This window comes from Nodosilinea nodulosa PCC 7104 (assembly GCF_000309385.1).
Classification (GTDB): domain Bacteria; phylum Cyanobacteriota; class Cyanobacteriia; order Phormidesmidales; family Phormidesmidaceae; genus Nodosilinea; species Nodosilinea nodulosa.
This window is the reverse complement of the sequence record NZ_JH976537.1, coordinates 4,447,452-4,469,242: the sequence shown is the minus strand read 5'-3', so window position 1 is coordinate 4,469,242 and position 21,791 is coordinate 4,447,452. Positions and strand designations below refer to the sequence as shown.

The window sequence follows — 21,791 nt, the reverse complement described above, 5'->3', positions numbered from 1 at the left end:
CCTGGGCCTCATCACCCGACTCATTGCCCGTGAAAACGCTGAAATTCTTGCTGGTTTTGAGGCCAAGCGTAAAGCCCCTCGGCATTCGTGCTAGTATCCCTGTGCTTTATAACTGCCAATGTACGGGCTTGTTCAAGGGTCCCATGCGGTAGCGTTTTACTCTCAGTAGAGGTCGTCTATGCCCCTGCGCAACTCTGTCCGCCGCACCAAAATTGTTGCCACCATCGGTCCCGCCACCCAGGATGCCGACGTACTGCGAGCCCTGATCGAAGCCGGGGCCACCACCCTGCGGCTCAACTTTTCCCACGGCAGCCACGATGACCACCAGCGCAGCATTCGGCTGATTCGCCAAATTTCCTTTGAGCTCAACCAGCCCGTGGGCATTCTGCAAGACTTGCAGGGGCCGAAAATTCGCCTGGGCAAGTTTGAACAGGGCTCGATTCAGCTGGCCAAGGGCGATCCCTTTGTATTGACCAGTGAAATCATTGTGGGCAACCAGGAGCGAGCCTGCGTCACCTACGACAAGCTGGCCCCGGAGGTGCCTGCCGGAGCCACCATTCTGCTCGATGACGGCAAGGTGGAGATGCAGGTGGAGTCAGTCAACCTGGACACCCAGGAGCTCCACTGCCGCGTGGTAGTGGGCGGCACCCTGTCGAACAACAAGGGGGTTAACTTTCCGGGGGTGTATCTCTCGGTCAAGGCGCTGACCGACAAAGACCGCGAGGACCTGCTGTTTGGCCTCAACCAGGGGGTGGACTGGGTGGCCCTCAGCTTTGTGCGCAACCCTCAGGATGTGCTGGAAATCAAGGAGATCATCGCCGCTGCCGGGAAGAATGTGCCGGTGATCGTCAAGATTGAAAAGCACGAGGCGATCGAGCAGATGGAGGCGATCCTGTCGCTCTCAGACGGCGTGATGGTGGCCCGGGGCGATCTGGGGGTGGAGCTGCCCGCCGAAGAGGTCCCGATTCTGCAAAAGCGCCTGATTGCTATGTCTAACGCCCTGGGCATTCCGGTGATTACCGCCACCCAGATGCTCGACAGCATGGTGTCGAACCCCCGCCCCACGCGGGCTGAGGTCTCGGATATTGCCAACGCGATTCTCGACGGCACCGATGCGGTGATGCTCTCCAACGAAACCGCCGTGGGCAAGTTTCCGGTGGAGGCGGTAGCCACGATGGCCAAGGTGGCGGTGTGCACCGAGCAGGAGGGGCTGACCCTGAGCGATCGCAAGGGCAGCGGTGCTCGCTCCATTCCCAACGCCATCAGTCAGGCGGTGGGGCGGATTGCAGCTCAGCTCAATGCGGCAGCGATTATGACCCTGACTAAAACCGGGGCCACCGCTCGCAACGTGTCGAAGTACCGCCCCGAGACTCCGATCTTAGCGGTCACCCCCCACGTGCACGTGGCCCGCCAGCTCCAGTTGGTATGGGGCGTGCGGCCTCTGCTGGTGCTCGATTTGCCCTCTAGCACCCAGACCTTTCAGGCGGCCATGGGCGTCGCCCAAGAAAAACATCTGCTCAACGACGGCGACCTGGTGGTGCTGACAGCCGGCACCCTCCAGGGCGTGTCGGGCTCCACCGATCTGATCAAGGTCGATGTGGTGACGGCGGTGCTGGGGCGCGGCGTGGGCATTGGCGAAGCCTCGGTAAGCGGGCGGGCGCGGGTGGCCCGCAACAGCCTCGACGTCAATGACTTTAACGACGGCGAAATTTTGGTGGTGCCCCACACCAACGCCGATTTTGTGGAGGTGATTCGCCGGGCGGGGGGCATTGTTACCGAAGACGACAGTCCCACCAGCCACGCGGCGGTGATTGGCCTGCGGCTGGGGGTGCCGGTGATTGTGGGGGTTAAAAACGCCACTGACATCATCCGCGACGGCAGCATTCTCACCCTCGACACCCGGCGGGGGCTAATTTACTCCGGCGCCCTGGGGCCGGTCAAGAATGAGCCTGCCATGAGCTTCTAGGACGCTATTGTTAGCTTTTCATAGCAAACGGCTTCCGTGAGATCTCACGGAAGCCGTTTGCTATGGTGAACTATTCAGGGGAGAGTCGAGACAACCCACCCCGACTTAACCTACTTATAAAGCTCAGTAGACAGGCGAAGTGCCAGAATACCAGGCAATAGGGCCAGGGCCAGGGCAATAAAAATCTGAGTGTCTGAAAGGGGCATAAAAATACTCCTCAAGCTGGGTGGATAACGCTCAAAGACGCTTGGTCTAGACCGATTGTTAACTAAGATGGGAGCTTTCGCGAGGCTGGCCAACCTAACTGTTACAGAGCTTAATGGGAACCCCAACGGGCAGCACCGAGGGTTTCGGTTGAGGGATTAGCCTCTGCGGCCTGCGGGGCCATAGAACCACGGGTGCTGCCATCTCAATTCTCTCGGCGTGCTAGGCGATGCTTGATTATGGATACAACTAAACCGCTGCGCGGTGATTTTGAGCGTCAGCTGCTGCGGGTGCAGCGCGATCTGCTGCGCATGGGGGCGCTGGTTGAAAACTCCTGCGTGCTGGCCCGGGAGGCGCTGTGCGATCGCAACCTGGACGCCGCCCAGCGCCTGCACCGCCACGACAAGCAGATCGATCAGTTCTACCGCCAGATCGAGCTGGACTGTATGCACCTGTTTACCCTCCAGGCGCTGCCGGAGCCGGAAGATCTGCGGCGCATTGGCGCCTTTATGCAGCTGGTGCGAGATCTGGAGCGGATTGGCGACTATGCCGAAGACCTGGGCGAGGTGGCGATCAAACTGTTCCCCTACCCGGTACATCCGCTCATGGGCCGGGTGCAAACCATGCTCGATCGCTGCCGGTCTATGGTGGCCATGTGCCTGATGGCCCTCTCTGACCTCGACGCCGAGTGCGGCCTGGAGATCAAGCAAAAAGATGACGCCATCGACACCGACTACGACGAGCTCTACGATCTGCTGGCCCACCAGAGCAATCTGATCGGTTCGATCGAGCCGACGGTGCTGCTGGTGCTGGCGATTCGATACATGGAGCGGATCGCCGACCACGCCACCAACATCGGCAAGCGGGTCGCCTACATCGTGACCGGCGAGCGCACCTGATAGCAGGGGGCAGGCGCGGGGGCCGAGGCAGGGCGCAGCCCAAAACCTCGGCCCAGGGCCTCCCAACCCTTTACAAAACGTTGCATACCGTTGACAAAAAGATTTGACAGCGGTCCATTTCCTGAGAAACTGTAGGAGGCTGCCCGCTCTCCGTCACCAGATGGGTTTGCCCCCGCTGCGGTACTGACCCTGTGCGGGGCTGACCTGGGGTTGGGCCGCCACCAGCGGGGTTCATCTGCGGCTGTAGCAGGTACACTTGGGCGTTGGGCGTTCCGGTCGGTTGTCTTTTCGGCCAGAGCTAGAGGCGAAAGCAAAGGCTTTAGGAGCTGAAAACCCTGTTTAAGTCAACGCACCGGGGCTGGTTTCACCTACAGCGTCACCCCTGGCTTTAGCGCTGCCTCGTTACCACAGGCGCGCGCTGAAGATTCCCTTCCGCTCCCACCCGGGTTGATGCCCTGCCCCGAACCCGGGCAATCAGTCATGAATAGTTTTAGGAATCAGTCGCTACATGGAACTTTCGATCGCAGCCCTACTGGCCAGCTTCGCCAAGGAAAAGACTCACACCCTCAAGGGCCTGGAAAAAAAGCTGCACTGCAACGATGACGCCAGCCAGCGCGACCTCCAAATTGCAGTCGATGCCCTGGAGCGGGTGGGCGTGCTGGTCAAAGAGCGGGGCAAATACCGCCGCAATCTGGCCGAAGACGTGATCGAGGGCAAGCTGCGCTGCTCTAGCAAAGGCTTTTGCTTTGCCATTCAAGACGAAGAGGGGGCCGACGACATCTACGTGCGCGAAAGCCAGCTGAATACGGCCTGGAACGGTGATCGCGTGCTGGTCAAAGTCACCAAAGAAGGCAGCCGCCGCCGCAGCCCCGAGGGGGAAGTGCAGCTGATTTTAGAGCGGGCCAACGCCTCGGTGCTGGCGCGGGTCAAGCAGGAAGCCGACGACTATCGGGCCGTGCCCCTCGACGATCGCCTGCTGTTTGAGCTGACCCTGGTGGCCAACGGCGGCGACCTGGCCGAGGCGGTCGATCAGCTGGCCCACGTAGAGGTCGTGCGCTACCCCCTGGGCCAGCATCCGCCCCAGGGCCGGGTGGCCCAAATTTTGGGCAGCGACGCCGAAGCCGCCGCCGACATCGACATCGTCTACTGCAAGCACGACCTGCCCCGCACCTTCTCTGACGCCGTGCTAAAGGCCGCCCAGGATCTGCCCACCCGCGTGCGCAAGGCCGACAGCAAAGATCGAGTTGACCTGCGCGAGGTCCTCACCGTGGCGATCGACGGTCCCAACGCCCAGGTGATCGATGACGCCCTCACCCTCGATCGCACCGACTCCGGCCAGTGGAAGCTGGGCATTCACATTGCCGATATTTCCCACTACGTGGCGGCCCACTCCCCCATTGACCAGGAGGCCGCCAAGCGGGGCACCTCGGTATACCTGGGCGACGAGGTGATCCCAATGCTGCCGCCGCCGCTGTCCGGGCCGCTGGGGTCGCTGCTGGCGGGCAAAGATCGCCTGGCCATTTCGGTGCTGGTCACCCTCGACGACACGGGCGCCGTGCTGGAGTACGAGGTGCAGCCCACGATAGTAGCTGTAGACCACCAAATTTCCTACCAGGAAGCCCAGGCGGTGCTGGAGCGCGACAACTCCGACCTGATCAAGAGCCTGGGCATTAAGCCCAAGGCCCTCAAGGCGCTGGAGCCCGTCTACGACCTGCTCGACAACCTGCTCTACCTGAGTCAGGCGATCAAGCGGCAGCGGCTGCACCGGGGCTCCTTTGAGCTAAATTTGCCCGAGTACGACTTCCCCGCCGATGCGGGCGAGCCCCTGGCCCACTACCGATCGCCCAAGTTTCAGTACGACGATGAAGGGCTGCTGGGGGTGATGGTGACCGCCACCAGCCTGCCCTCGCGGCAGATTGTAACCGAGTGCATGCTGCTGGCCAACCAGCTGATTGCCCAGCAGCTCAGGGCTTTGGGGGTGCCCGCCATCTACCGGCTGCACCGCGCCCCCGACGCGGGCGACGTGCAGGAGCTGGTGAAACTGGCCGAAAACATGGAGATTCAGCTCACCCTCGACGACGAAACTACCCCCCAGCCCAAGGACTACCAGCGGTTTGTGGAGCAGTTCGCCGCCTCCGGGGCCGAAAAAATTCTCACCTACCTGCTGCTGGAGACCATTCAGCCCGCCTTCTACAGCACCCACCCCGACCTGCACTTTGGGCTGGCCCTCACCGACGGCTATACCCACTTCACCTCCCCCTCCCGCCGCTACGCCGACCTGCTGGTGCACCGCATTCTCCACGCCGTGTTTGAGTCAGGCCGCGATCGCCGCTCCACCCGCTCCAAAGACCCCGCCAACCTGCGCCACAGCTCCAGCCAGGGCCAGGTCAACTGGAACGTGCTGCCCCCGGAGATTCAGCACGAGCTAGAGGACGACCTACCCCGCCTCGCCATTCACCTGACCGAGCGCGAGCGGCTGGCCCAGGAGGCAGAGTCAGACCTGGAGGGGCTAAAGAAGGCTGAATTCATGCGATCGCACACGGGCGAAGTCTTCCACGGGCTGATTACCGGCGTGCAGTCCTACGGCTTTTTTGTAGAAATCGAAGAGCTGCTGGTGGAAGGATTGGTCCACGTCAGCTCCCTCAAGGACGACTGGTACGAGTACCGCGCCCGTCAGCAAAAGCTGGTGGGCCGCAAAAACCGTCAGCAGTACCGCCTCGGCGACAAGGTTGACGTCCAGGTCAAGAGCGTTGACTATTACCGCCAGCAGATCGACCTGGTAGCCGTGGGCGGCGGCAGCCAGGCCCCCGACGATGAAGACCCCAACGGGTATACCGAAGACGACAACGGCGATCCCATCGGTGGCCGGGATGACGGGCGGGATGAGAGTGAATAGGGATGAGGGAGTGAGGGAGTGAGGGAGTAGGGGAGGAGATAGGGAACTTAGCGCTGGGATTAAAGGCTGGTTAGGATAGTAAAAGGCTCCGTGGGACAGCCGTCTCGGCAGGACAGGCAGGACAGCAGGATGCCTATCCCACCAAACCCTACCTTCCCCATCCCCTCATCTCCCTCACCTTCCCCATCCCCTCACCCTCCCCACCTCCAATGCCTCCATCCGACACCCTTGCCGCTGCCCGTCCGCTAATCGTGGGTGTCACCGGAGCCTCAGGGTTAATCTACGCCGTGCGAACCCTCAAGCACGTGCTCAGCGCCGATGGCGTGATCGATCTGGTGGCCTCGAAGGCGTCGCAAATGGTGTGGCAGGCGGAGTCGGGCATTCACATGCCCCTCGATCCTGAGAAGCAGGAGCAGTTTTGGCGCGATCGCGCGGGTGTGCCCGCCGCAGGCAAGCTGCGCTGCCATCCCTGGGGCGACGTGGGGGCCACCATTGCCAGCGGATCGTACCGGGCAGCGGGCATGGTGGTCATACCGTGCAGCATGAGCACCGTGGGGCGGCTGGCGGCGGGGCTCAGCTCCGACCTGCTGGAACGGGCCGCCGACGTCCAGCTCAAGGAAGGACGCAAGCTGGTGGTAGTGCCGCGCGAAACCCCCTTCAGCCTGATTCACCTGCGCAACCTGACGACCTTGGCCGAGGCCGGAGCGCGGGTTGTGCCCGCCATTCCGGCCTGGTACCATCAGCCCCAAACCATCGCCGATTTAGTTGATTTTGTCGTGGCCCGCGCCCTCGACCAGCTGGATATTGACTGCGTACCGCTCAGCCGCTGGCAGGGGCACTTATCTCACGACTAATATCTCCAGCCACGATAGGATGGGCAATATGGCGCTGTAGGGCTAGATATATGGCTACCGTACGTCTAATTGTTGTCTTGCTGGTGCTGGGGCTCGTGGTGCTGCTGGGGGTGCAGAATCTGGCTCCAGCCATGCCGCTGATTTTCTTTGGCAGCAGCACCCAGGCGCTGCCCCTGGGCGTTTGGCTAGCAGCGGCGGTGCTGTTGGGCGCGCTGACCACCCTGGTGCTGACGGCATTGCTAGGCTCTGGCAGAGGTGGCCCCGGCGGTCGATCGGCGGCCTATAAGTATCGGCCTCAGTCCTTTTATGAGCCAGTCGGTTCGAGCTCGGGGCCTGGAGCTGCGGCCTCAGCCGGTCGAGCGGGGAGCGATCGCCCCGGCCCATCTGCCTACTCAAACCCCGCCTCCAGAGCGGCTGGATCGGGTCGAGCGCCATCCTCCCCCAGCGCCAGCAACCGGGGCAACGACCCCGCCGACGATGACCCCAACTGGCGAGACTGGACCAGTCTTAAATCCCCCGGGCAGTGGAACGACTGGGAAACCCTGAGCCAGGCCCCTAAGCCAGAAACCTCCGCTACCAACCCCGCTGCGGCCTCGAACCCGGCGGCAGGCATCCTCGATGGCGTCACCACCTGGTTCAGCAGCAGCAAGCAGCGGGCCAAGCAGCAGCAGCGGGTCGACGAGTCGCTGCGCGAGCTAGATGACGACTGGGACGGTCTAGAAAATCGGTCCTACTCACCCCCTGGGGTCAGTCCAGTGCAGGACAGCTTAGACGACATTAACCAGGGCTGGGAACAGCAGCGGCAAGCCGGTGATTCTAGCCGCAGTTTTGAGGCCTCTCAGGCGCCCCGGCGGGTCTACCGCGATGGGTCGCTGTACTCCTACAGCTACCGCGAGGAAGGTGACGCACCGGCCCCCAGCGGCCAGATAGACAACATCTACGCCCCGCCCGACGATGCCATCTACGGCAACGCCCCAGATGCCCAGTATGCTGGCGAGTACGCCACGTCCGAGTACGCCACAGAGGACGCCTACGGGTCTTCCACCGCCGACAACTACGGCGATCGCCCCGACTTTGAGGAGGAGGATGGCCCGCTGGGTGAGCCCGAAATGGCCGACGATGGGGTCGTCGATGCCGACTACCGCGTCATCGTGCCTCCCTACACCACCGCTGCCGAAGCCGCCGCCAGCTCAGAAACCTGGACCCCCGACAGCGATCGCCCGCCCCGGAGCCCAAGCGGCGACGAGTGGGACGATGCCGACGACGCCCTCACCCCCTAACTCCATCACCCCCTAACTCCATCACTCATCCATCTACTTTCCCCCGATCCATGACCCTGACCGATCGCCTCAACGGCATCAATGTCTACCTCATCGGCATGATGGGCGCTGGTAAAAGCACTACGGGTGCAGCCCTGGCCCAGACCCTGGGCTATCAATTTTTTGATACCGACGCGGTGGTAGAAACCGCATCGGGGCAGCCCATTGCCGACATTTTTGCCGCCCAGGGCGAGGCCGCCTTTCGCCAGCTCGAAACCGGAGTGCTGGCAGAACTTTCCACCTACCGCCGCCTGGTGATTGCCACCGGGGGCGGCATTGTCACCCAGCGGCAAAACTGGAGCTACCTGCACCACGGCATTGTGGTGTGGCTAGATGTCCCCGCACCCGTGCTACAGGCCCGGCTGGCGCAGGATCAGGCGCGTCCACTGCTGCAGCGGCCCGATTGGGAGAGCCACCTCGCTACCCTGCTGTCCCAGCGGCAGAGCCTCTACGCCCAGGCCGACGTCCGGGTTTCTGTAGGAGCAGAGGACCGGGCCGAGGCGATCGCAGCCCGCACCCTGGCCCTAGTCGATCAAAGAATTCGTTCTGAAGCTGATTCCGCTGTGCTCAATTGATACACTACTGGCACGATTTCAGGTTCATAATCGAGCCTAGGCCAATATCTGAAAGCCGCCTGCCGATCCAGGCCACCCCTGGGCTGGAATTAGGTTTTCTCCCTGCTATCCCTACCTACCCACTATGGTTCAAACTTCTCCGTCACAGCCTTCGCAGCCCTCGCAGCCCTTGCAGATAGACAACATCAATGAAGCCGAAGCCTCGCGGGTTCGCATTCTCAGCGAGGCGCTACCCTACATTCAGCAGTTTCGGGGCCGCACGGTGGTGGTTAAGTACGGCGGCGCGGCGATGAAGGACGGCAGCCTCAAGGCCGATGTGGTGCGCGACATTGTGTTTATGGCCTGCGTGGGCATTCGCCCGGTGGTGGTGCACGGCGGCGGCCCAGAGATCAACATCTGGCTGGGCAAGCTGGGCATTGAGCCGCAGTTCAAAGACGGGCTGCGGGTGACCGATGCCCCCACCATGGACGTGGTGGAAATGGTGCTGGTGGGCCGGGTCAACAAGGAACTGGTATCCCTGATCAACCAGGCGGGCGGCAAAGCGGTGGGCCTGTGTGGGGTAGACGGCAACCTGATCACCGCTCGCCCCCAGGGGGCCGAAGGGGTTGGGTTTGTGGGCGAAGTCAGCGGCATCGACTCGGGCCTGCTGAAGTCCCTGGTGGAGGCGGGCTACATCCCCATTGTGTCGAGCGTGGCCAGCGACGAGACCGGCCAGGCCTACAACATCAACGCCGATACAGTGGCAGGGGAAATTGCCGCTGCCCTGGGGGCCGAAAAGCTGATCTTGCTGACCGACACCAAGGGCATTTTGGAAGACTACAAAGACCCTTCGACCCTGCTGCCCAAGCTGGATATTCAGCAGGCCCGCAGGCTGATCGAAACCGGGGTCGTGGCCGGGGGCATGATCCCAAAGGTAAACTGCTGCGTGCGATCGCTGGCCCAGGGGGTCGGTGCCGCCCACATTCTCGATGGCCGCGTGCCCCACGCCCTGCTGCTGGAAATTTTCAGCGACCTGGGCATCGGCTCGATGATCGTCGCCTCAGAATTCCACAGCTAGGATCGCCATCGCCTTGGTTCCAACAGCCCCGGTTCCAAGAGATGGCGCAGGGGCAAGCGGCGTCTGCCCTTTCCCCTTAGGCAAACAGCCTCCGACTAATCCGAGATCCACCTTGGGGAACCCCGGTTCAAAACGGGGTCCCGTAGGGGCATTGCATTATAAACCTAGTAGACTGCCAAGCCAAAGATGACAGGTAAAGGGGGGGGGTATACGGTTCACGGTATACCTTAAACCTTGAACCCCATGCCATTGCTCCCTGTCACCATTAACTTGGTCAAGTACTAGGAATCTGAGGGCCAGTTAAAGCCCCGGGTGCGCAGAATGTGGCGCCCGCGCTGGCGGGCTAGCTTTTGCAGGTCGATGCTGCGATCGGTCTCATCGACAATTTCCCCCGTCAGCACCTCCAGCACGTCTTCCAGGGTGACCACCCCCGACACGCCGCCGTACTCGTCTACCACCACGGCCAGGTGCTCGCGGGCGGTCTGAAAGTCTTGCAGCAGCTTGTCAGCCCGTTCGGCCTCGGCCACAAAGCGCACCGGGCGCGCCACCTGGCTGAGCAGCTGATCCCCCTGGCCGCGAATCAGCGCGGTGAGCAGCTCGTTTTTGAGCACCAGCCCGACAATGCGATCGATATCGTTGTCGCTGACCAGAATGCGGCTGTGCTGAGAGCTGAGAATCTGCGTTTCGGCTTCGGCGATGGTAAGGTCGCCGGACAGGTGGGTGACGGCGACCCGGGGGGTCATAATATCCACCGACTTCATGTCGTTGAGGCGGAAAACGCGCCGAATCATCTCGGCTTCGTCGGCTTCGATGATGCCTTCCTGGTGGCCAATGGTGGCCATCAGCTTAATCTCGGCCTCGTTGGTGCTGGGACGGTTGCCGCCGCTGACCAGGGGCGCCGTTATTTTCTCTAGCAGCAGCACGACCGGGTGAAATAGCCAGGTGGTCCACCGCACGGGCGTGGCGACGGTCAGAGCAACGGGGACGGCGTAGCGCTCTCCTAAAACCTTTGGAAAGATTTCCCCGAATAAAATCACCAGCATGGTCAATACCCCGGTGAACACCCCCAGCAGGGCATCGTTGAACACCGTGGCGGCAATGCCCCCAATTAAAACGCTGCCCACGATGTTGAACAGGTTATTGATAATCACAATGGTGGCAATGGGCCGATTGATCTTCTGGCGAATAGCCAAAAGCGTAAGGGCAGAAGGCTTTTTGGACTCGGCCAGCTGCTGGGCCTTAAGAATGGGCACCGATAGCAGGGCCGCCTCGCTACAGGAGCACAGGGCAGAGCCGATGAGCATAATCAAAATGGCGATCGCAAGATTCAGCATGGGAGGGTTGAGGGCGAACGAAATCGTTAGAGGGGACGCTGTTATGATTCATCTACTATGATCCATTAACGAGATTAATCAACATTCCGTTGCGCCTGGTTCAGGGTGGCCTTAGAAGCGTGCTTCAGGCTAGGGTTGAACTGGGCATGTAACAAGAGACCCTGGCCCTGATCGTCCGCCTGATAGCACCCAATGAGCGATACCATCCTCGACGTTAAGCACCTCACCGTTCACTTTGAGGTCGACAACCAGCAGATTCAGGCCGTTAACAATATTTCATTTCAGGTCAAGCGGGGACAAACCCTGGGCATTGTTGGCGAGTCAGGCTCCGGCAAGTCGGTGACCTCGCTGGCGGTGATGGGGCTGGTGCCCAGCCCGCCGGGCAAGGTGGTCAGCGGCGAAATTTGGTTTAACGGCAATGCCGACCACCCGGTTGATCTCGTCGCCCTGAGCGAGTCCCAGCTCCAGAGCTACCGGGGCGGCCAGGTGTCGATGATTTTTCAGGAGCCAATGAGTTCGCTGAACCCGGTGTATACCGTGGGTTTTCAGATGGTGGAGGCAATTCGCCAGCACCAGAACATCAGCAAAGAGGAGGCCCGTCAGCAGGCGATCGCCCGGCTGCAAGAGGTACAGCTGCTGCCCGCCGACAGCGATCTGGCGGCCACTGTTCGGGCCGAAAAGCCCGGCCTCGATGACCAATCGCGGCAAGAAGAGGTCGATCGCCGCCAGCAGGCCATTCTCGATCGCTACCCCCACGAGCTGTCGGGGGGACAAATTCAGCGGGTGATGATCGCCATGGCGATCTCCTGCAACCCCGCCCTGCTGATTGCCGACGAGCCTACCACGGCCCTCGATGTGACAGTACAGGCCACCATTCTCGACCTGCTGCGCGAGCTGCGCGATCGCCGGGGCATGTCGCTGATTTTCATCACCCACGACCTGGGCATCATCGCCGAAATTGCCGACCAGGTGGCAGTCATGTACCAGGGCAAGATCGTCGAAGCGGGGCCGGTGTGGGAGATTTTTGCCCAGCCCCAGCACCCCTACACCAAGGGGCTGCTGGCCTGCCGTCCCCAGCCCAACCAGCGGCTGCGCCTGCTGCCCACCGTGGCCGACTTTATGACCACAGAGGTCGAACTGGCCGACAGCCAAAACGGCGGCAGGCCCGGTGCGGCAAGCCTGCGCGAGCGGGTGCTCGATACCGAGGCCGAGGCCCGCTTTGCCCCCATCACCGAGGCGGAGCTGACCGCCCGTGCCGCAGCCCTGGCCACCAATGGCCCCCTGCTGGCGGTGGAAGACTTGCAGGTGGGCTACCCGGTGCGGGGAGTATTTGGCAGAACCAATCGCCACGTCATGGCGGTACAAAATGTGTCGTTCCAGATTCAGCGGGGCGAAACCTTTGGGCTGGTGGGCGAGTCGGGCTGCGGCAAAACTACCCTGGGCCGCGCCCTGCTGCGGCTGGTGCCCACCATGGGCGGCAATGTCTGGTTTGAGGGCCGCGACGTGCTGCGGCTGGGCACCTCTCAGCTGAGGCAGCTGCGCCGCGACATGCAGATTATTTTTCAAGATCCCTACAGTTCTCTAGATCCCAGGATGAGTATTGGGGCCGCGATCGCCGAACCGCTCAGAATCCACGGCGTGATCAAAAGCAGGCGAAACCAGCAGGAGCGGGTGGCCTACCTGCTCGATCGCGTCGGGCTGCCCACCACCTGCATCAACCGCTACCCCCACGAGTTTTCGGGCGGGCAGCGCCAGCGGGTCTGCATTGCCCGCGCCCTGGCCCTCAACCCCAAGTTCATCATCTGCGATGAGTCGGTGTCGGCGCTGGATGTGTCGGTGCAGGCCCAGGTGCTCAACCTGCTCAAAGAACTCCAGGCCGAGTTTAACCTCACCTATATCTTCATCTCCCACGACCTGGCGGTGGTGAAGTTTATGAGCGATCGCATCATGGTGATGAACCAGGGTCGGGTAGAAGAAATTGGCCCCGCCGAGCAGGTCTACCGCCAGCCCCAAAGCCCCTACACCCAAGACCTGATCAGCGCAATTCCCTTGGGCAGCCTCGATCGCATTCAGGAATTACAGCGCGATCGGGCCTCGGTAGCCTAGGGCGTATGTCCCAGCTCCTTATGAGGCCACGGAGATAACAAGAATCCCAGGGATTTAACGCCCGATCGCCTTCACCAGACCAATGCCGCCGAAGTACAGAAACAGTACCGCCCCGGCCAGCAGGCTCTGGGTCACCGGGTCGGTGGAAGGCGTCAGCACCGCCCCCAGCACCGCCGCCCCCAGCAGCACATAGCGCCAGCTGGTCAGCATTTGCGACGAGCTAACAATCCCCAGCAGCCCCAGCAGCATCTGGAGAATAGGAATCTGAAAGGCCAGGCCAGTACTAAACAGCAGCAGCAGCACAAACTCAAAGTAGCGATCGATCGACCACAGCTGCTCAACTACATCGGCCCCGTAGCTAATAAAAAAGTTCAACGCCGCCGGGATCAGCGCCACGTAGGCAAACAGCAGTCCCGCAAAAAACAGCACGCTTGATCCCAGCACCAGCGGCCCAATCAGCCGCCGCTCTCGCCGGGTTAGCCCCGGCAGCACAAACATTACTATCTGATAGAGAATAAACGGGCTAGCTACGACCAAGCCGCTGTAGCCCGCCACCTTAAAGGAGACAAAAAAGTATTCCCCCGGCGAGAGCTGCAAAAACTTCACCCCCTGGGCCGGCACCTCCAGCAGGCTGACAATGGGCTTGACCTGCCAAAAACAGACTACGATCGCCAGCACTACGGCAATCAGGCTGTAAAAAATGCGCTGTCGCAGCTCTTCCAGGTGGTCGAACAACGACATCTCGACATCGTAGGGAACGTCGTCGAGATCAACCGCCGAATCGGCTGCGGCACCGGAAGGGCTAGCCGTCTCGGCGGCGGCGGTCTCAAGCTCGGTGGGCGGTGTCATAGGGCGAGCGGATGAACAGCAGGAGGATCGCTTCTATTGTAGGTCCATAATTTAGGGGTATCAGTCCTTTGGCCTAGGACAATCCCTAGGGGGTCTGGGCAGTTTCTGCCCCAGAGTCGGGGGTAAAAGTCAGGGTTCTCACCACTCCAGAGCTACCCAATGCCACAGCGCGATCGCCATTCACCGACAGCTCTACTCCCCCCGCATTGCCGGTTCTAAACACCAGGCTGTTCTTGGCCGTCCAGGTTTCCTTAAAGCCGCTCTCAGCAATGCCTTCGTAGACATTCTTGCCATCGGCCACCACGCTGAGCCAGGCGCGATCGCTCAAGCTAGCGCTCACCACCACGGGTGCCTCCAACGGCTGCTTCGAGCCATCGTCCGAGGCGTCTGACGGCTCAAGGGAGTCAGCCCCGTTTTTGCCGTCGGTTCCTGTGCCGTCGGTCCCTGTACCATCGATCTCTGCGCCACTGGTGCCAGCGGCAGTGCCATCCCCTGGAATCGCCGCCGTATCTGTTTGATCTGGAGTCGCGCCCACGGTCGGATCGCCATTGTTGGCCTGGGAGGTGCCGCTACTGCGGCCAAATATGCCCCAGGCCCCCAACCCCAGCACCGCTACCAGCACTCCCAGGCCCAGCAGCAGGGGAAGCGGCGATCGCTGCTCCGATCCCACCACCGGAGTTGAATAAGATGGCTCAACCCGCTGTTTGCTGGGGCGAGGCGCTGGCTCCACAATGCCATTCGTACTGCCATTGGTAATGCCATTGGTATTGACCTGCTCAACTAGCTCTGGAGTCGGCAGTATATCCACGGGCGTCACCCGAAATTCTTTGGAGATCGTTTGTCCATCCAGCCCCAGGGCTTCGGCGTAGCGACGGATAAACCCCTGAATAAAAACCGGCTCCGGCAGCGCCGAATCCTGCCCCGACTCCAATGCCTGGAGAAGCGCCGGGCGGATAAAAATTTGATTGGCCAGCATATCAATGGACAACCCCTGCTCCTGCCGCACCTGGCGCAGATACGCCCCGATGCTCTGGAGCTGCTCGATTTGGGTAGGAGCTAACTTAGCCACGGCACCTCATTGAACTACGCTATGGGGAACTATGCCCTGGGCGATGAACCCGAACGAAGCTATTCTAATGGGAAATGGGCGCCAGCGTAGTCGAGCCTGCGGAAAACCTCTTTCCCCCTCAAAACACCTGGTTCCAGGCATAGATCTCATAGGCCGTCCAGATGCCGTTTCGCCAGTAGGGGTCACCCTCTACGAGCTGCCGCACCGTCGCTTCACTGTCGGCTTCGTAGATGCCAAAGACCCTGGTGTTGTCAATGGTGGGACCAAGGGCGACCAGCACACCGTCATCTTTCTGCTGCTGCAACCCCTCTAAATGGTCTGCCCGGTAGGGGGCGCGCTTTTCAAGCACATCTTCGCAATAGCTGCCCCACATCACATACTTTGCCATCAGATTTACTGCCATCAACTCAGTCTCCGCTGATGGTATCAGATTAAGTAGTATTCACTACAAAAAGTGGTTTCTGAACAGACACCACTTGAGCATTGACCCAGTTATCAAAGTGTCATGGCTTTCACGTAAAAAGCCACTTCCGCCTGAAACAATTAACTACAGACAGGATCAGTAAAACTACTAGAAATATTTGAAAGCAATCTCGATAAACCGAGTCTTTAATAGCTTAAAGCCTATATTTCGCAGACTTTTCCGGAATTTAATCTCAGTTTATTGAAGGTTCTCTTTACTGGAGCTTTAGTTGAAAACTAGTGAGCTTTGCTGATGCTTCACCCGATGTCTGGGGGAATTCTTTAGCTTAAGCAAGAGGCTCCGCAAAGGCCTGTCATCACTATGTCCCCCTAGTCAAGTATTGAGTGTTTATATCAAGTCCAGCTCAGTACTCGATGCTTTCTCAGACAGTCTCAACCATTGGACTTGCGAGAGGTTTAACCATGAAACGCTTTATGTCTGTTGTGAGTCAAGGCCTGCGCGCTGCGGGTCGCACTCTAAACCTAGACCTGTTTCGGCCACTGCGCCAGTGGATCAGCCACCTGCGGGTTGAAACTCCCCGTCGCGCCCACAAGGTAGCCGAGCTGATCCCAGCCCAGTGCCCCTTTGAGCGCGATATTGTGCTGTGCGGACGCTCCATTGCTCATATTCCGCCCCTCTGCAAGCTCAACCCCCTCTACAACGAACTGGTTGAACTGCGATTTCGGGCGCTCTGCTACCTAGCCGATGAGTGCGGCGAAGATATTTCGGCCTACATCTAGGCCTAGGGTCGCTGGCGTAAAGCATAAAGTTTGGCAGGGGCAAACGGCCGTCTGGCTCTGCCAAAGACGTTGGATTTTTGCTTAATATCTGTGGCTACCGCCCCTCAGCTGTCTTATAGCTGCGGCCAGTCTGGTTAAGACATGTCTCCTGTACACGTTCAACGTTTGAACGTGCATAGGGTTTCTGGATGTCCTAACCAGCGTGACTATTGCTATAACGTTAGTCGGCTGTCTTACTATGGACAGTCTGGCTAGGTTGTTTTGCTCTGTCTACCATGCCCTATGAGATTCCCCCACCGACTCTGGAGGATGAAACGGAATCGCGCCACCGCCGCTGGATGCTGCGGGCGCTGGAGCTGGCTGAGGTGTCGGGAGACCTGGGAGACGTACCAGTAGGAGCGGTGGTGGTTGGACCTGGGGAGGCGGTGCTAGCAGAGGCGGGGAATCGCCGCGAGCAGGATCAGGACCCCACGGCCCATGCCGAGGTGCTGGCCCTGCGAGAGGCCGCCCGCCAGTTGGGCAACTGGCATCTCAATGAATGCACGCTCTACGTCACCCTGGAGCCGTGCCCCATGTGCGCTGGGGCCATTATTTTGAGCCGTTTGGGGTTGCTGGTATACGGTACCTCCGACCCCAAATCTGGGGCGGTGCGATCGGTGCTAAACCTGCCCGATGCCCCTTCCTCCAACCATCGACTGCCCGTGGTGGCGGGTATTTTGGCTGAACCCTGTCGCCAGCAGCTCCAGCAGTGGTTTCAGCAGCGCCGTCAGGGGCACCGCCGCAAGTTTCTTTCACCATGACATCAGTACCATGACACCAGCGGAACTGTCCTGAGCTAGGTTTGCGCTTGGGGGTAGGCGCTATAGGGTGATGTCTATAGACCAGGGCCATCCCCCGTTTGTTTCCGGTCATAGGCTGCGGAGCCGTCAAGACGGGCATACTGGGAAGGCCTGGTATCGGCACTATAGGGTTTGGCTGACCATGGCTTCTGCACTGCGCCTTTCTATGAAATCCTCTGAGTTCCCTGAACCGTCATTCTCTGAGTCGTCTGCGGCGGAATCAAAGGCTGGGGCGATCGCCCCTGGGGTCAGGCCTTTGACCATCGCCCCGGCCCTGTCGCACTGCTCGCCTGTGCTGACTCCGCTGGCCTATTTCCTTGGCCAGCGCCTGGTGGTGCCTGCCTACTTCGGCAACATTACTATTACTGGCCAACAGCACCTGCCCACTGCCGGGCCAGTAATTTTGGCCCCTACCCACCGAGCCCGCTGGGACTCAATCCTGCTGCCCTTTGCCACTGGACGGCCTGTAACTGGCCGCGATCTGCGCTTCATGGTCACCGCCGATGAGGTCAAGGGCTTGCAGGGATGGTTTATTCGCCGTCTGGGAGGCTTTGCCGTCAATGTGCGGCGGCCCACAGTGGCCAGCCTGCGCCACGGCATCGATCTGCTGCTGGGGGGTGAAATGCTGGTCATTTATCCCGAGGGCGGGATTTATCGTGAGGATCGCATCCACAATCTCAAGCCGGGGCTGGCGCGCATGGCGGTGCAGGCCGAAGCGGCTAGATCAGGCCTTGGCCTCCAGATATTGCCCGTGGATATTTTCTACGGCGAGGCCTATCCAGGCTGGCGCTGTCCGGTCCAAATTCACATCGGTGCCCCCCTGGGGGTGCAGGGCTATATCCACGGCGAGGACTCTCCTGAGGTACTCAAGACTAGGGCTCAGCAGCTGAGCAAAGATCTCCGGTCTCGGCTGGAGGCCATGGTGGCGAGCCGACAGGCGATCGCCGCCGCTTCATCCCCGTCATCTTCCCCCTAGCAAGCTAAAGCCAATTGCCGAAAGCCGCTTAACTTGCGGCCAATGGCATTGGCAATGACAGGAAAATTCAATCGCGCCGTGGTTTATTAAAGGCATTGGCCTTGTAAACCGGGGTGTCCTATGTTTGATAGCCTTTTTACCACCCATGCCCTGCCCGGTCTGCACCTCGACCCGCTGCGACCCCTCAAGGGGGTGATCGTGGGGGCCGGCCAGGTGGGTCTGTCCTGCGCCTACGCCATGATGATTCAGAACGTGCTGGATGAGATGGTGCTGATCGACATCAACCAGGAGAAGCTGATTGGCGAGGTGATGGATCTAGAACAGGGCATGTCGTTTGTACAGCCCACGGTGATCAAGGCCGGCACCATGGCGGACAGCGCCGGGGCCGATGTGGTGATTATCACGGCTGGGGCCGCGCAGAAGGACGGCGAAACGCGGCTGGATCTGGTGCAAAAGAATGTTGAGCTGCTCAAAAAGCTGATTCCTGAGCTTGTCTCCCACTCCCCGCAGGCGGTTTTGCTGCTGGTTTCCAACCCGGTAGATGTGCTGACCTATGCGGCCTGGAAGCTGTCGGGGTTGCCCCAGTCGCAGGTGCTGGGATCGGGCACAGTGCTGGACACGGGGAGATTTCGGTATTTGCTATCCCGCCGTCTAGGCATCGATGCCCGCAGCCTCCACGCCTACATCATCGGCGAGCATGGCGACAGCGAAGTGCCCTTCTGGAGCCATGCCAACGTCTGCGGTACACCCCTCTACTACGACGGCATGCCCGACGACGAGCGCGAGGCCATGGATGAGATTTTTCAGCAGACTAAAAACGCGGCCTACGAAATCATTCGGCGCAAGGGGTACACCAACTACGCCGTGGGGCTGGCGGTGGCGCAAATTGTTCAGGCCATTGTCCGCGACCAAAACCGGGTGCTAACGGTGAGCTGCATTACCGATGAAATTTTTGGCGTTAGCGATGTATGCCTTAGTGTACCTGCGGTGGTGGGGCGTTTTGGGGTAGCTAGGCAGCTAACGTTATCGCTCAACCAGCGTGAGCAGGAGCTTTTGCAGCACTCAGCTCAGACGCTGCGCGATGTGATCAATCAAATTCGGTTTTAGGAATATTCTGTTTTATAGCCTTTATAGCCTTTCTGGCCCTAGCTATGGGGGGCGCTTAGTCTGCACTTTTCCCTGGCCACAGTAGTCTCACAGCCAGAATGGCAAAGCCCACTGCGGCTACAGCTTTGACCAGTCGCTCTGGCAAGACCTGGGCTGTGCCCTCACCGATTAAGACCCCTAGCAGACTGGCCAGCAGCAGGGCGGCGGCGGTGCCCAGAAAGACGGCGCGAGGAGAGCTGGAGCTGCCGCCAAGGGCGATCGCGGCCAGCTGGCTTTTATCTCCCAGCTCTGAGACAAATACAGCGGTGAAGCTCAGGGCGAGGAGGTTCCAGTCCATTGGCAGATAAAAAGATGAGGACGTTAGGGAAGTCGAGGGGGAAAGCCCTAGAGGTGGGCAATATCCCAGAGCAGCCAGACGGTGATGCCCAGCAGCATGGCGCCAGCGGCGGTGTCGAGGGCGGCGGGGGAAACGCGGCGAGCGAGCCACTGCCCCAGCAAAACGCCAATTAAGCTGGTGGTCACCAGAGCGGTGCCAGCCCCTATAAAGACCATCATAGGTGCCTGAGACTGAGCACTCATCAGCAGCGTAGTGACCTGGGTTTTATCCCCCAGCTCTGCTAAAAAAATAGTGATGAAGGTGGAAGTAAAAATGCGCCAAAAAGCCGACCGACTGACAGATTCAGCGGGCTTATCCCCATCGGTGGGCTGGGAGGTAGCGGGCCGGGGAGCGGGGCTGGAGATAGACACAAGGGGAATAAACAGCAGGTCACTGAAACAGTCAATCGGGCCAGGTTTGGGCAAGGCCTGCAAAACAAGGCAACAGGCCAATTTCGCAGCTAAATGCCGCCAGCCATTTCATAATGCTTTCATTATCTGCAAGAGGCAGCAAAATCGCAACCCACTCTCCCACGCCCCCACTCTCCCACGCCCCCACTCTCCCACGCCCCCACTCTCCCACGCCCCCACTCTCCCACGCCCTCACTCCCCCACGCCCTCACTCCCCCACCCCCACCGCTCGGTTAAACCGCTCCATCTCAGGGCTAGGGTCGCCGTAAATATCGCCAATGTGCTCCTGGCAGCAGTCGATGGCAAAGTCGTCTAGCTCGTCGCTGGCGATGCCAAACATGGATTCAAAGGTGCTGAAGGTGACCCGGCAGAAGTCGGGGCGATCGGGGTAGATGCGGCATAGGCGATCGCCCGCACTGTAGTGAATGCACCAGCCGTCTTCACCCACCATGCTGAGATACAGCGCCAGCTGATCGGGGGTCAGGTACGAGGCCAGGTCAGGGCGCTCGGCCGGGGCCAAAAAGCAGCAGGCTCCGCAAGACTTTACACATTGCCAGGTGGCCATTCGTTCTCCTCTGGCCGTCTCTGGCCCAATTGATAGCGGGCAGCAGGGGCTGCCTTAGAATTTTGTTAAGTTATCTAAAAATGGCGCCGCGTTAGCAGGTAAAATAAGCTCCGATAAGCACGCCTATTTTAGTCTAGTCGCCTTGTGTTGGGAGGTTTCATGAGCTTTTTGAGCAGCTTTTTTAGCAGCATTAACTTTGAACTCATTGCCCAGTTGACCATGCTGGGGATGATTGTCATCGCTGGCCCGGTGATCGTGTTTCTGCTGTTTTTGCGCGGCGGCGACCTTTAGGGCCATAACTCTGCCGCGCTTCTAAGGCTACGGTTTCAGGATTCAGGCAGCAGCAGCGCCTGGGCGACCTCTCGGTCAGCCCAGGCGCTGCTTTAGAATAAACGCCGCGATCGCCAAATCCACTGGCGTCGTAACCTTGAGGTTGGTTTCTTCGCCGGGCACCACCTGTACCGGCAGGTCACACTTTTCAAACAGCGCAGCGTCGTCGGTGACGTTCCAGCCCTGGGCAAGGCCCTGGCGGTGGCACTGTTTTAGGTGTTTTACATCGAAGCCCTGGGGGGTTTGGGCCGCCCACAGCCGCTGGCGATCGGGGGTCGCCTCAATGCGCCGCTCGGCGTTGACCACTTTGATTGTGTCTTTGACGGGCACCGCCGCGACCAGGCCGGGGCAGGCGTCTAGGGCGGCAGCACAGCGGTCAAACAAGTCTGGGGTTGCCAGACAGCGTGCCCCGTCGTGGATGAGCACACGGGTCGCCTCTGGGGGCAGACTTTGCAGGCCGTTGTAAACCGACTGCTGCCGGGTATCGCCACCAACAATAAAGTTTACGGGCTTGGCCAGGTGCAGCGATGCCGCGATCGCGACCAGGCTGGGGCGATCGCTCTCCTGGCCAATCAGGCCGATCCAAACCACAGAGTCGGCCCGATCGGCGGCCTTCAGCGTCCAGGCAATGATCGGCTGTCCCAGCAGCTCCAGCAAGACTTTGTTGCGATCGGCCCCCATGCGGCGACCGCTGCCAGCGGCGGGAATGAGCAGATGAACGGGTGTCATATCGGGTAGTGGTGGGGGAGAAATCAGGGATAATTTATCCCCTTTGGTGAAATTTAATGCATTTTGTAAGCCAGATATCCCCTAAACCTTGGCCAGGTTCCACTACAATAGCTTGCGAACAGGCATGG

At 60.2% G+C, this 21,791-nt stretch carries 22 protein-coding genes; 13 read left to right on the top strand and 9 right to left on the bottom strand.

Going from position 1 to position 21,791, the window contains the following annotated elements:
- Window positions 1–178: 178 nt before the first annotated feature.
- The gene (gene pyk / locus LEPTO7104_RS0120780; RefSeq protein ID WP_017300519.1) at window positions 179–1,966 is read left to right on the top strand and encodes a pyruvate kinase; all 1,788 of its coding nucleotides are present in this window, start codon (window positions 179–181) and stop codon (window positions 1,964–1,966) included.
- Window positions 1,967–2,076: 110 nt separating this feature from the next.
- Here the strand turns inward: pyk and psaM are convergent, their stop codons facing one another.
- Window positions 2,077–2,172 (bottom strand): photosystem I reaction center subunit XII, encoded by a 96-nt coding sequence (psaM, locus tag LEPTO7104_RS0120775; RefSeq protein ID WP_017300518.1) that lies wholly within the window; start codon window positions 2,170–2,172, stop codon window positions 2,077–2,079.
- 237 nt (window positions 2,173–2,409) lie between these two features.
- Between psaM and phoU the strand changes: the two genes are divergently transcribed.
- The 6 genes from phoU to argB all read left to right on the top strand — a co-directional run bounded on the left by phoU (window position 2,410) and on the right by argB (window position 9,770).
- Complete coding sequence (gene phoU, locus LEPTO7104_RS0120770; RefSeq protein ID WP_017300517.1) at window positions 2,410–3,069, top strand: phosphate signaling complex protein PhoU; 660 nt, start codon at window positions 2,410–2,412, stop codon at window positions 3,067–3,069.
- Between the two features lie 508 nt (window positions 3,070–3,577).
- Complete coding sequence (locus LEPTO7104_RS0120765) at window positions 3,578–5,965, top strand: ribonuclease R family protein (protein WP_017300516.1); 2,388 nt, start codon at window positions 3,578–3,580, stop codon at window positions 5,963–5,965.
- 209 nt (window positions 5,966–6,174) lie between these two features.
- Window positions 6,175–6,819, top strand: a complete 645-nt coding sequence (locus LEPTO7104_RS0120760) for a flavin prenyltransferase UbiX (RefSeq protein ID WP_040695573.1) — start codon at window positions 6,175–6,177, stop codon at window positions 6,817–6,819.
- Window positions 6,820–6,869: 50 nt separating this feature from the next.
- Complete coding sequence (locus tag LEPTO7104_RS37200; protein WP_155523716.1) at window positions 6,870–8,099, top strand: hypothetical protein; 1,230 nt, start codon at window positions 6,870–6,872, stop codon at window positions 8,097–8,099.
- Between the two features lie 50 nt (window positions 8,100–8,149).
- The gene (locus LEPTO7104_RS0120750; protein ID WP_017300513.1) at window positions 8,150–8,713 is read left to right on the top strand and encodes a shikimate kinase; all 564 of its coding nucleotides are present in this window, start codon (window positions 8,150–8,152) and stop codon (window positions 8,711–8,713) included.
- A gap of 124 nt (window positions 8,714–8,837) precedes the next feature.
- A complete protein-coding gene (gene argB, locus LEPTO7104_RS0120745; protein WP_040695572.1) occupies window positions 8,838–9,770 on the top strand; it encodes an acetylglutamate kinase in 933 nt (310 codons plus the stop codon).
- Between the two features lie 281 nt (window positions 9,771–10,051).
- Here argB and LEPTO7104_RS0120740 read toward each other — a convergent pair whose 3' ends face one another.
- The gene (locus tag LEPTO7104_RS0120740; RefSeq protein ID WP_017300511.1) at window positions 10,052–11,104 is read right to left on the bottom strand and encodes a hemolysin family protein; all 1,053 of its coding nucleotides are present in this window, start codon (window positions 11,102–11,104) and stop codon (window positions 10,052–10,054) included.
- A 192-nt stretch (window positions 11,105–11,296) separates the two neighbouring features.
- On the opposite strand from LEPTO7104_RS0120740, the gene LEPTO7104_RS0120735 reads away from it, so the two are divergent.
- Window positions 11,297–13,210, top strand: a complete 1,914-nt coding sequence (locus LEPTO7104_RS0120735) for an ABC transporter ATP-binding protein (protein WP_017300510.1) — start codon at window positions 11,297–11,299, stop codon at window positions 13,208–13,210.
- Between the two features lie 54 nt (window positions 13,211–13,264).
- On the opposite strand, the gene tatC is transcribed toward LEPTO7104_RS0120735, so the two are convergent.
- The 3 genes from tatC to LEPTO7104_RS0120720 form a co-directional block, all read right to left on the bottom strand.
- Window positions 13,265–14,059, bottom strand: coding sequence for a twin-arginine translocase subunit TatC (gene tatC / locus LEPTO7104_RS0120730; RefSeq protein WP_017300509.1), 795 nt, complete (start codon window positions 14,057–14,059; stop codon window positions 13,265–13,267).
- Between the two features lie 85 nt (window positions 14,060–14,144).
- Window positions 14,145–15,128, bottom strand: a complete 984-nt coding sequence (locus LEPTO7104_RS0120725) for a helix-turn-helix domain-containing protein (RefSeq protein ID WP_017300508.1) — start codon at window positions 15,126–15,128, stop codon at window positions 14,145–14,147.
- Between the two features lie 118 nt (window positions 15,129–15,246).
- Window positions 15,247–15,516, bottom strand: a complete 270-nt coding sequence (locus LEPTO7104_RS0120720) for a YciI family protein (protein WP_026072909.1) — start codon at window positions 15,514–15,516, stop codon at window positions 15,247–15,249.
- Window positions 15,517–16,013: 497 nt separating this feature from the next.
- On the opposite strand from LEPTO7104_RS0120720, the gene LEPTO7104_RS0120715 reads away from it, so the two are divergent.
- The 4 genes from LEPTO7104_RS0120715 (at window position 16,014) to LEPTO7104_RS0120700 (ending at window position 19,253) form a co-directional block, all read left to right on the top strand.
- Entirely contained in the window at window positions 16,014–16,331 is a 318-nt protein-coding gene (locus LEPTO7104_RS0120715) for a Mo-dependent nitrogenase C-terminal domain-containing protein (RefSeq protein WP_017300506.1), read from the top strand.
- 275 nt (window positions 16,332–16,606) lie between these two features.
- Window positions 16,607–17,131, top strand: a complete 525-nt coding sequence (gene tadA / locus LEPTO7104_RS0120710; RefSeq protein ID WP_017300505.1) for a tRNA adenosine(34) deaminase TadA — start codon at window positions 16,607–16,609, stop codon at window positions 17,129–17,131.
- A 205-nt stretch (window positions 17,132–17,336) separates the two neighbouring features.
- Window positions 17,337–18,146 carry a lysophospholipid acyltransferase family protein gene (locus LEPTO7104_RS0120705; protein ID WP_155523715.1) on the top strand — a complete coding sequence of 270 codons (810 nt, stop codon included), beginning with the start codon at window positions 17,337–17,339 and terminating at the stop codon, window positions 18,144–18,146.
- A 120-nt stretch (window positions 18,147–18,266) separates the two neighbouring features.
- The gene (locus LEPTO7104_RS0120700) at window positions 18,267–19,253 is read left to right on the top strand and encodes an L-lactate dehydrogenase (RefSeq protein ID WP_017300503.1); all 987 of its coding nucleotides are present in this window, start codon (window positions 18,267–18,269) and stop codon (window positions 19,251–19,253) included.
- A 55-nt stretch (window positions 19,254–19,308) separates the two neighbouring features.
- Here the strand turns inward: LEPTO7104_RS0120700 and LEPTO7104_RS0120695 are convergent, their stop codons facing one another.
- The 3 genes from LEPTO7104_RS0120695 to LEPTO7104_RS0120685 all read right to left on the bottom strand — a co-directional run bounded on the left by LEPTO7104_RS0120695 (window position 19,309) and on the right by LEPTO7104_RS0120685 (window position 20,604).
- On the bottom strand, window positions 19,309–19,590 hold the full coding sequence (locus LEPTO7104_RS0120695; protein ID WP_017300502.1) for a TMEM165/GDT1 family protein: 282 nt from the start codon (window positions 19,588–19,590) through the stop codon (window positions 19,309–19,311).
- A 47-nt stretch (window positions 19,591–19,637) separates the two neighbouring features.
- Window positions 19,638–20,063 carry a TMEM165/GDT1 family protein gene (locus tag LEPTO7104_RS0120690; protein ID WP_017300501.1) on the bottom strand — a complete coding sequence of 142 codons (426 nt, stop codon included), beginning with the start codon at window positions 20,061–20,063 and terminating at the stop codon, window positions 19,638–19,640.
- A 184-nt stretch (window positions 20,064–20,247) separates the two neighbouring features.
- Entirely contained in the window at window positions 20,248–20,604 is a 357-nt protein-coding gene (locus LEPTO7104_RS0120685; protein ID WP_026072908.1) for a YkgJ family cysteine cluster protein, read from the bottom strand.
- Window positions 20,605–20,763: 159 nt separating this feature from the next.
- Between LEPTO7104_RS0120685 and psb30 the strand changes: the two genes are divergently transcribed.
- Window positions 20,764–20,895, top strand: a complete 132-nt coding sequence (gene psb30, locus LEPTO7104_RS0120680; protein WP_017300499.1) for a photosystem II reaction center protein Ycf12/Psb30 — start codon at window positions 20,764–20,766, stop codon at window positions 20,893–20,895.
- A gap of 75 nt (window positions 20,896–20,970) precedes the next feature.
- Here psb30 and ispD read toward each other — a convergent pair whose 3' ends face one another.
- Complete coding sequence (gene ispD / locus LEPTO7104_RS0120675; protein ID WP_017300498.1) at window positions 20,971–21,663, bottom strand: 2-C-methyl-D-erythritol 4-phosphate cytidylyltransferase; 693 nt, start codon at window positions 21,661–21,663, stop codon at window positions 20,971–20,973.
- Window positions 21,664–21,791: the final 128 nt, after the last annotated feature.

What these genes read in the sequence shown, in the direction of transcription:
- pyk (WP_017300519.1), top strand. Translation starts at nt 179, where the DNA reads ATGCCCCTGCGCAACTCTGTCCGCCGCACCAAAATTGTTGCCACCATC.
- psaM (WP_017300518.1), bottom strand. Translation starts at nt 2,172, where the DNA reads ATGCCCCTTTCAGACACTCAGATTTTTATTGCCCTGGCCCTGGCCCTA.
- phoU (WP_017300517.1), top strand. Translation starts at nt 2,410, where the DNA reads ATGGATACAACTAAACCGCTGCGCGGTGATTTTGAGCGTCAGCTGCTG.
- LEPTO7104_RS0120765 (WP_017300516.1), top strand. Translation starts at nt 3,578, where the DNA reads ATGGAACTTTCGATCGCAGCCCTACTGGCCAGCTTCGCCAAGGAAAAG.
- LEPTO7104_RS0120760 (WP_040695573.1), top strand. Translation starts at nt 6,175, where the DNA reads ATGCCTCCATCCGACACCCTTGCCGCTGCCCGTCCGCTAATCGTGGGT.
- LEPTO7104_RS37200 (WP_155523716.1), top strand. Translation starts at nt 6,870, where the DNA reads ATGGCTACCGTACGTCTAATTGTTGTCTTGCTGGTGCTGGGGCTCGTG.
- LEPTO7104_RS0120750 (WP_017300513.1), top strand. Translation starts at nt 8,150, where the DNA reads ATGACCCTGACCGATCGCCTCAACGGCATCAATGTCTACCTCATCGGC.
- argB (WP_040695572.1), top strand. Translation starts at nt 8,838, where the DNA reads ATGGTTCAAACTTCTCCGTCACAGCCTTCGCAGCCCTCGCAGCCCTTG.
- LEPTO7104_RS0120740 (WP_017300511.1), bottom strand. Translation starts at nt 11,104, where the DNA reads ATGCTGAATCTTGCGATCGCCATTTTGATTATGCTCATCGGCTCTGCC.
- LEPTO7104_RS0120735 (WP_017300510.1), top strand. Translation starts at nt 11,297, where the DNA reads ATGAGCGATACCATCCTCGACGTTAAGCACCTCACCGTTCACTTTGAG.
- tatC (WP_017300509.1), bottom strand. Translation starts at nt 14,059, where the DNA reads ATGACACCGCCCACCGAGCTTGAGACCGCCGCCGCCGAGACGGCTAGC.
- LEPTO7104_RS0120720 (WP_026072909.1), bottom strand. Translation starts at nt 15,516, where the DNA reads ATGGCAAAGTATGTGATGTGGGGCAGCTATTGCGAAGATGTGCTTGAA.
- LEPTO7104_RS0120715 (WP_017300506.1), top strand. Translation starts at nt 16,014, where the DNA reads ATGAAACGCTTTATGTCTGTTGTGAGTCAAGGCCTGCGCGCTGCGGGT.
- tadA (WP_017300505.1), top strand. Translation starts at nt 16,607, where the DNA reads ATGCCCTATGAGATTCCCCCACCGACTCTGGAGGATGAAACGGAATCG.
- LEPTO7104_RS0120705 (WP_155523715.1), top strand. Translation starts at nt 17,337, where the DNA reads ATGAAATCCTCTGAGTTCCCTGAACCGTCATTCTCTGAGTCGTCTGCG.
- LEPTO7104_RS0120700 (WP_017300503.1), top strand. Translation starts at nt 18,267, where the DNA reads ATGTTTGATAGCCTTTTTACCACCCATGCCCTGCCCGGTCTGCACCTC.
- LEPTO7104_RS0120695 (WP_017300502.1), bottom strand. Translation starts at nt 19,590, where the DNA reads ATGGACTGGAACCTCCTCGCCCTGAGCTTCACCGCTGTATTTGTCTCA.
- LEPTO7104_RS0120685 (WP_026072908.1), bottom strand. Translation starts at nt 20,604, where the DNA reads ATGGCCACCTGGCAATGTGTAAAGTCTTGCGGAGCCTGCTGCTTTTTG.
- psb30 (WP_017300499.1), top strand. Translation starts at nt 20,764, where the DNA reads ATGAGCTTTTTGAGCAGCTTTTTTAGCAGCATTAACTTTGAACTCATT.
- ispD (WP_017300498.1), bottom strand. Translation starts at nt 21,663, where the DNA reads ATGACACCCGTTCATCTGCTCATTCCCGCCGCTGGCAGCGGTCGCCGC.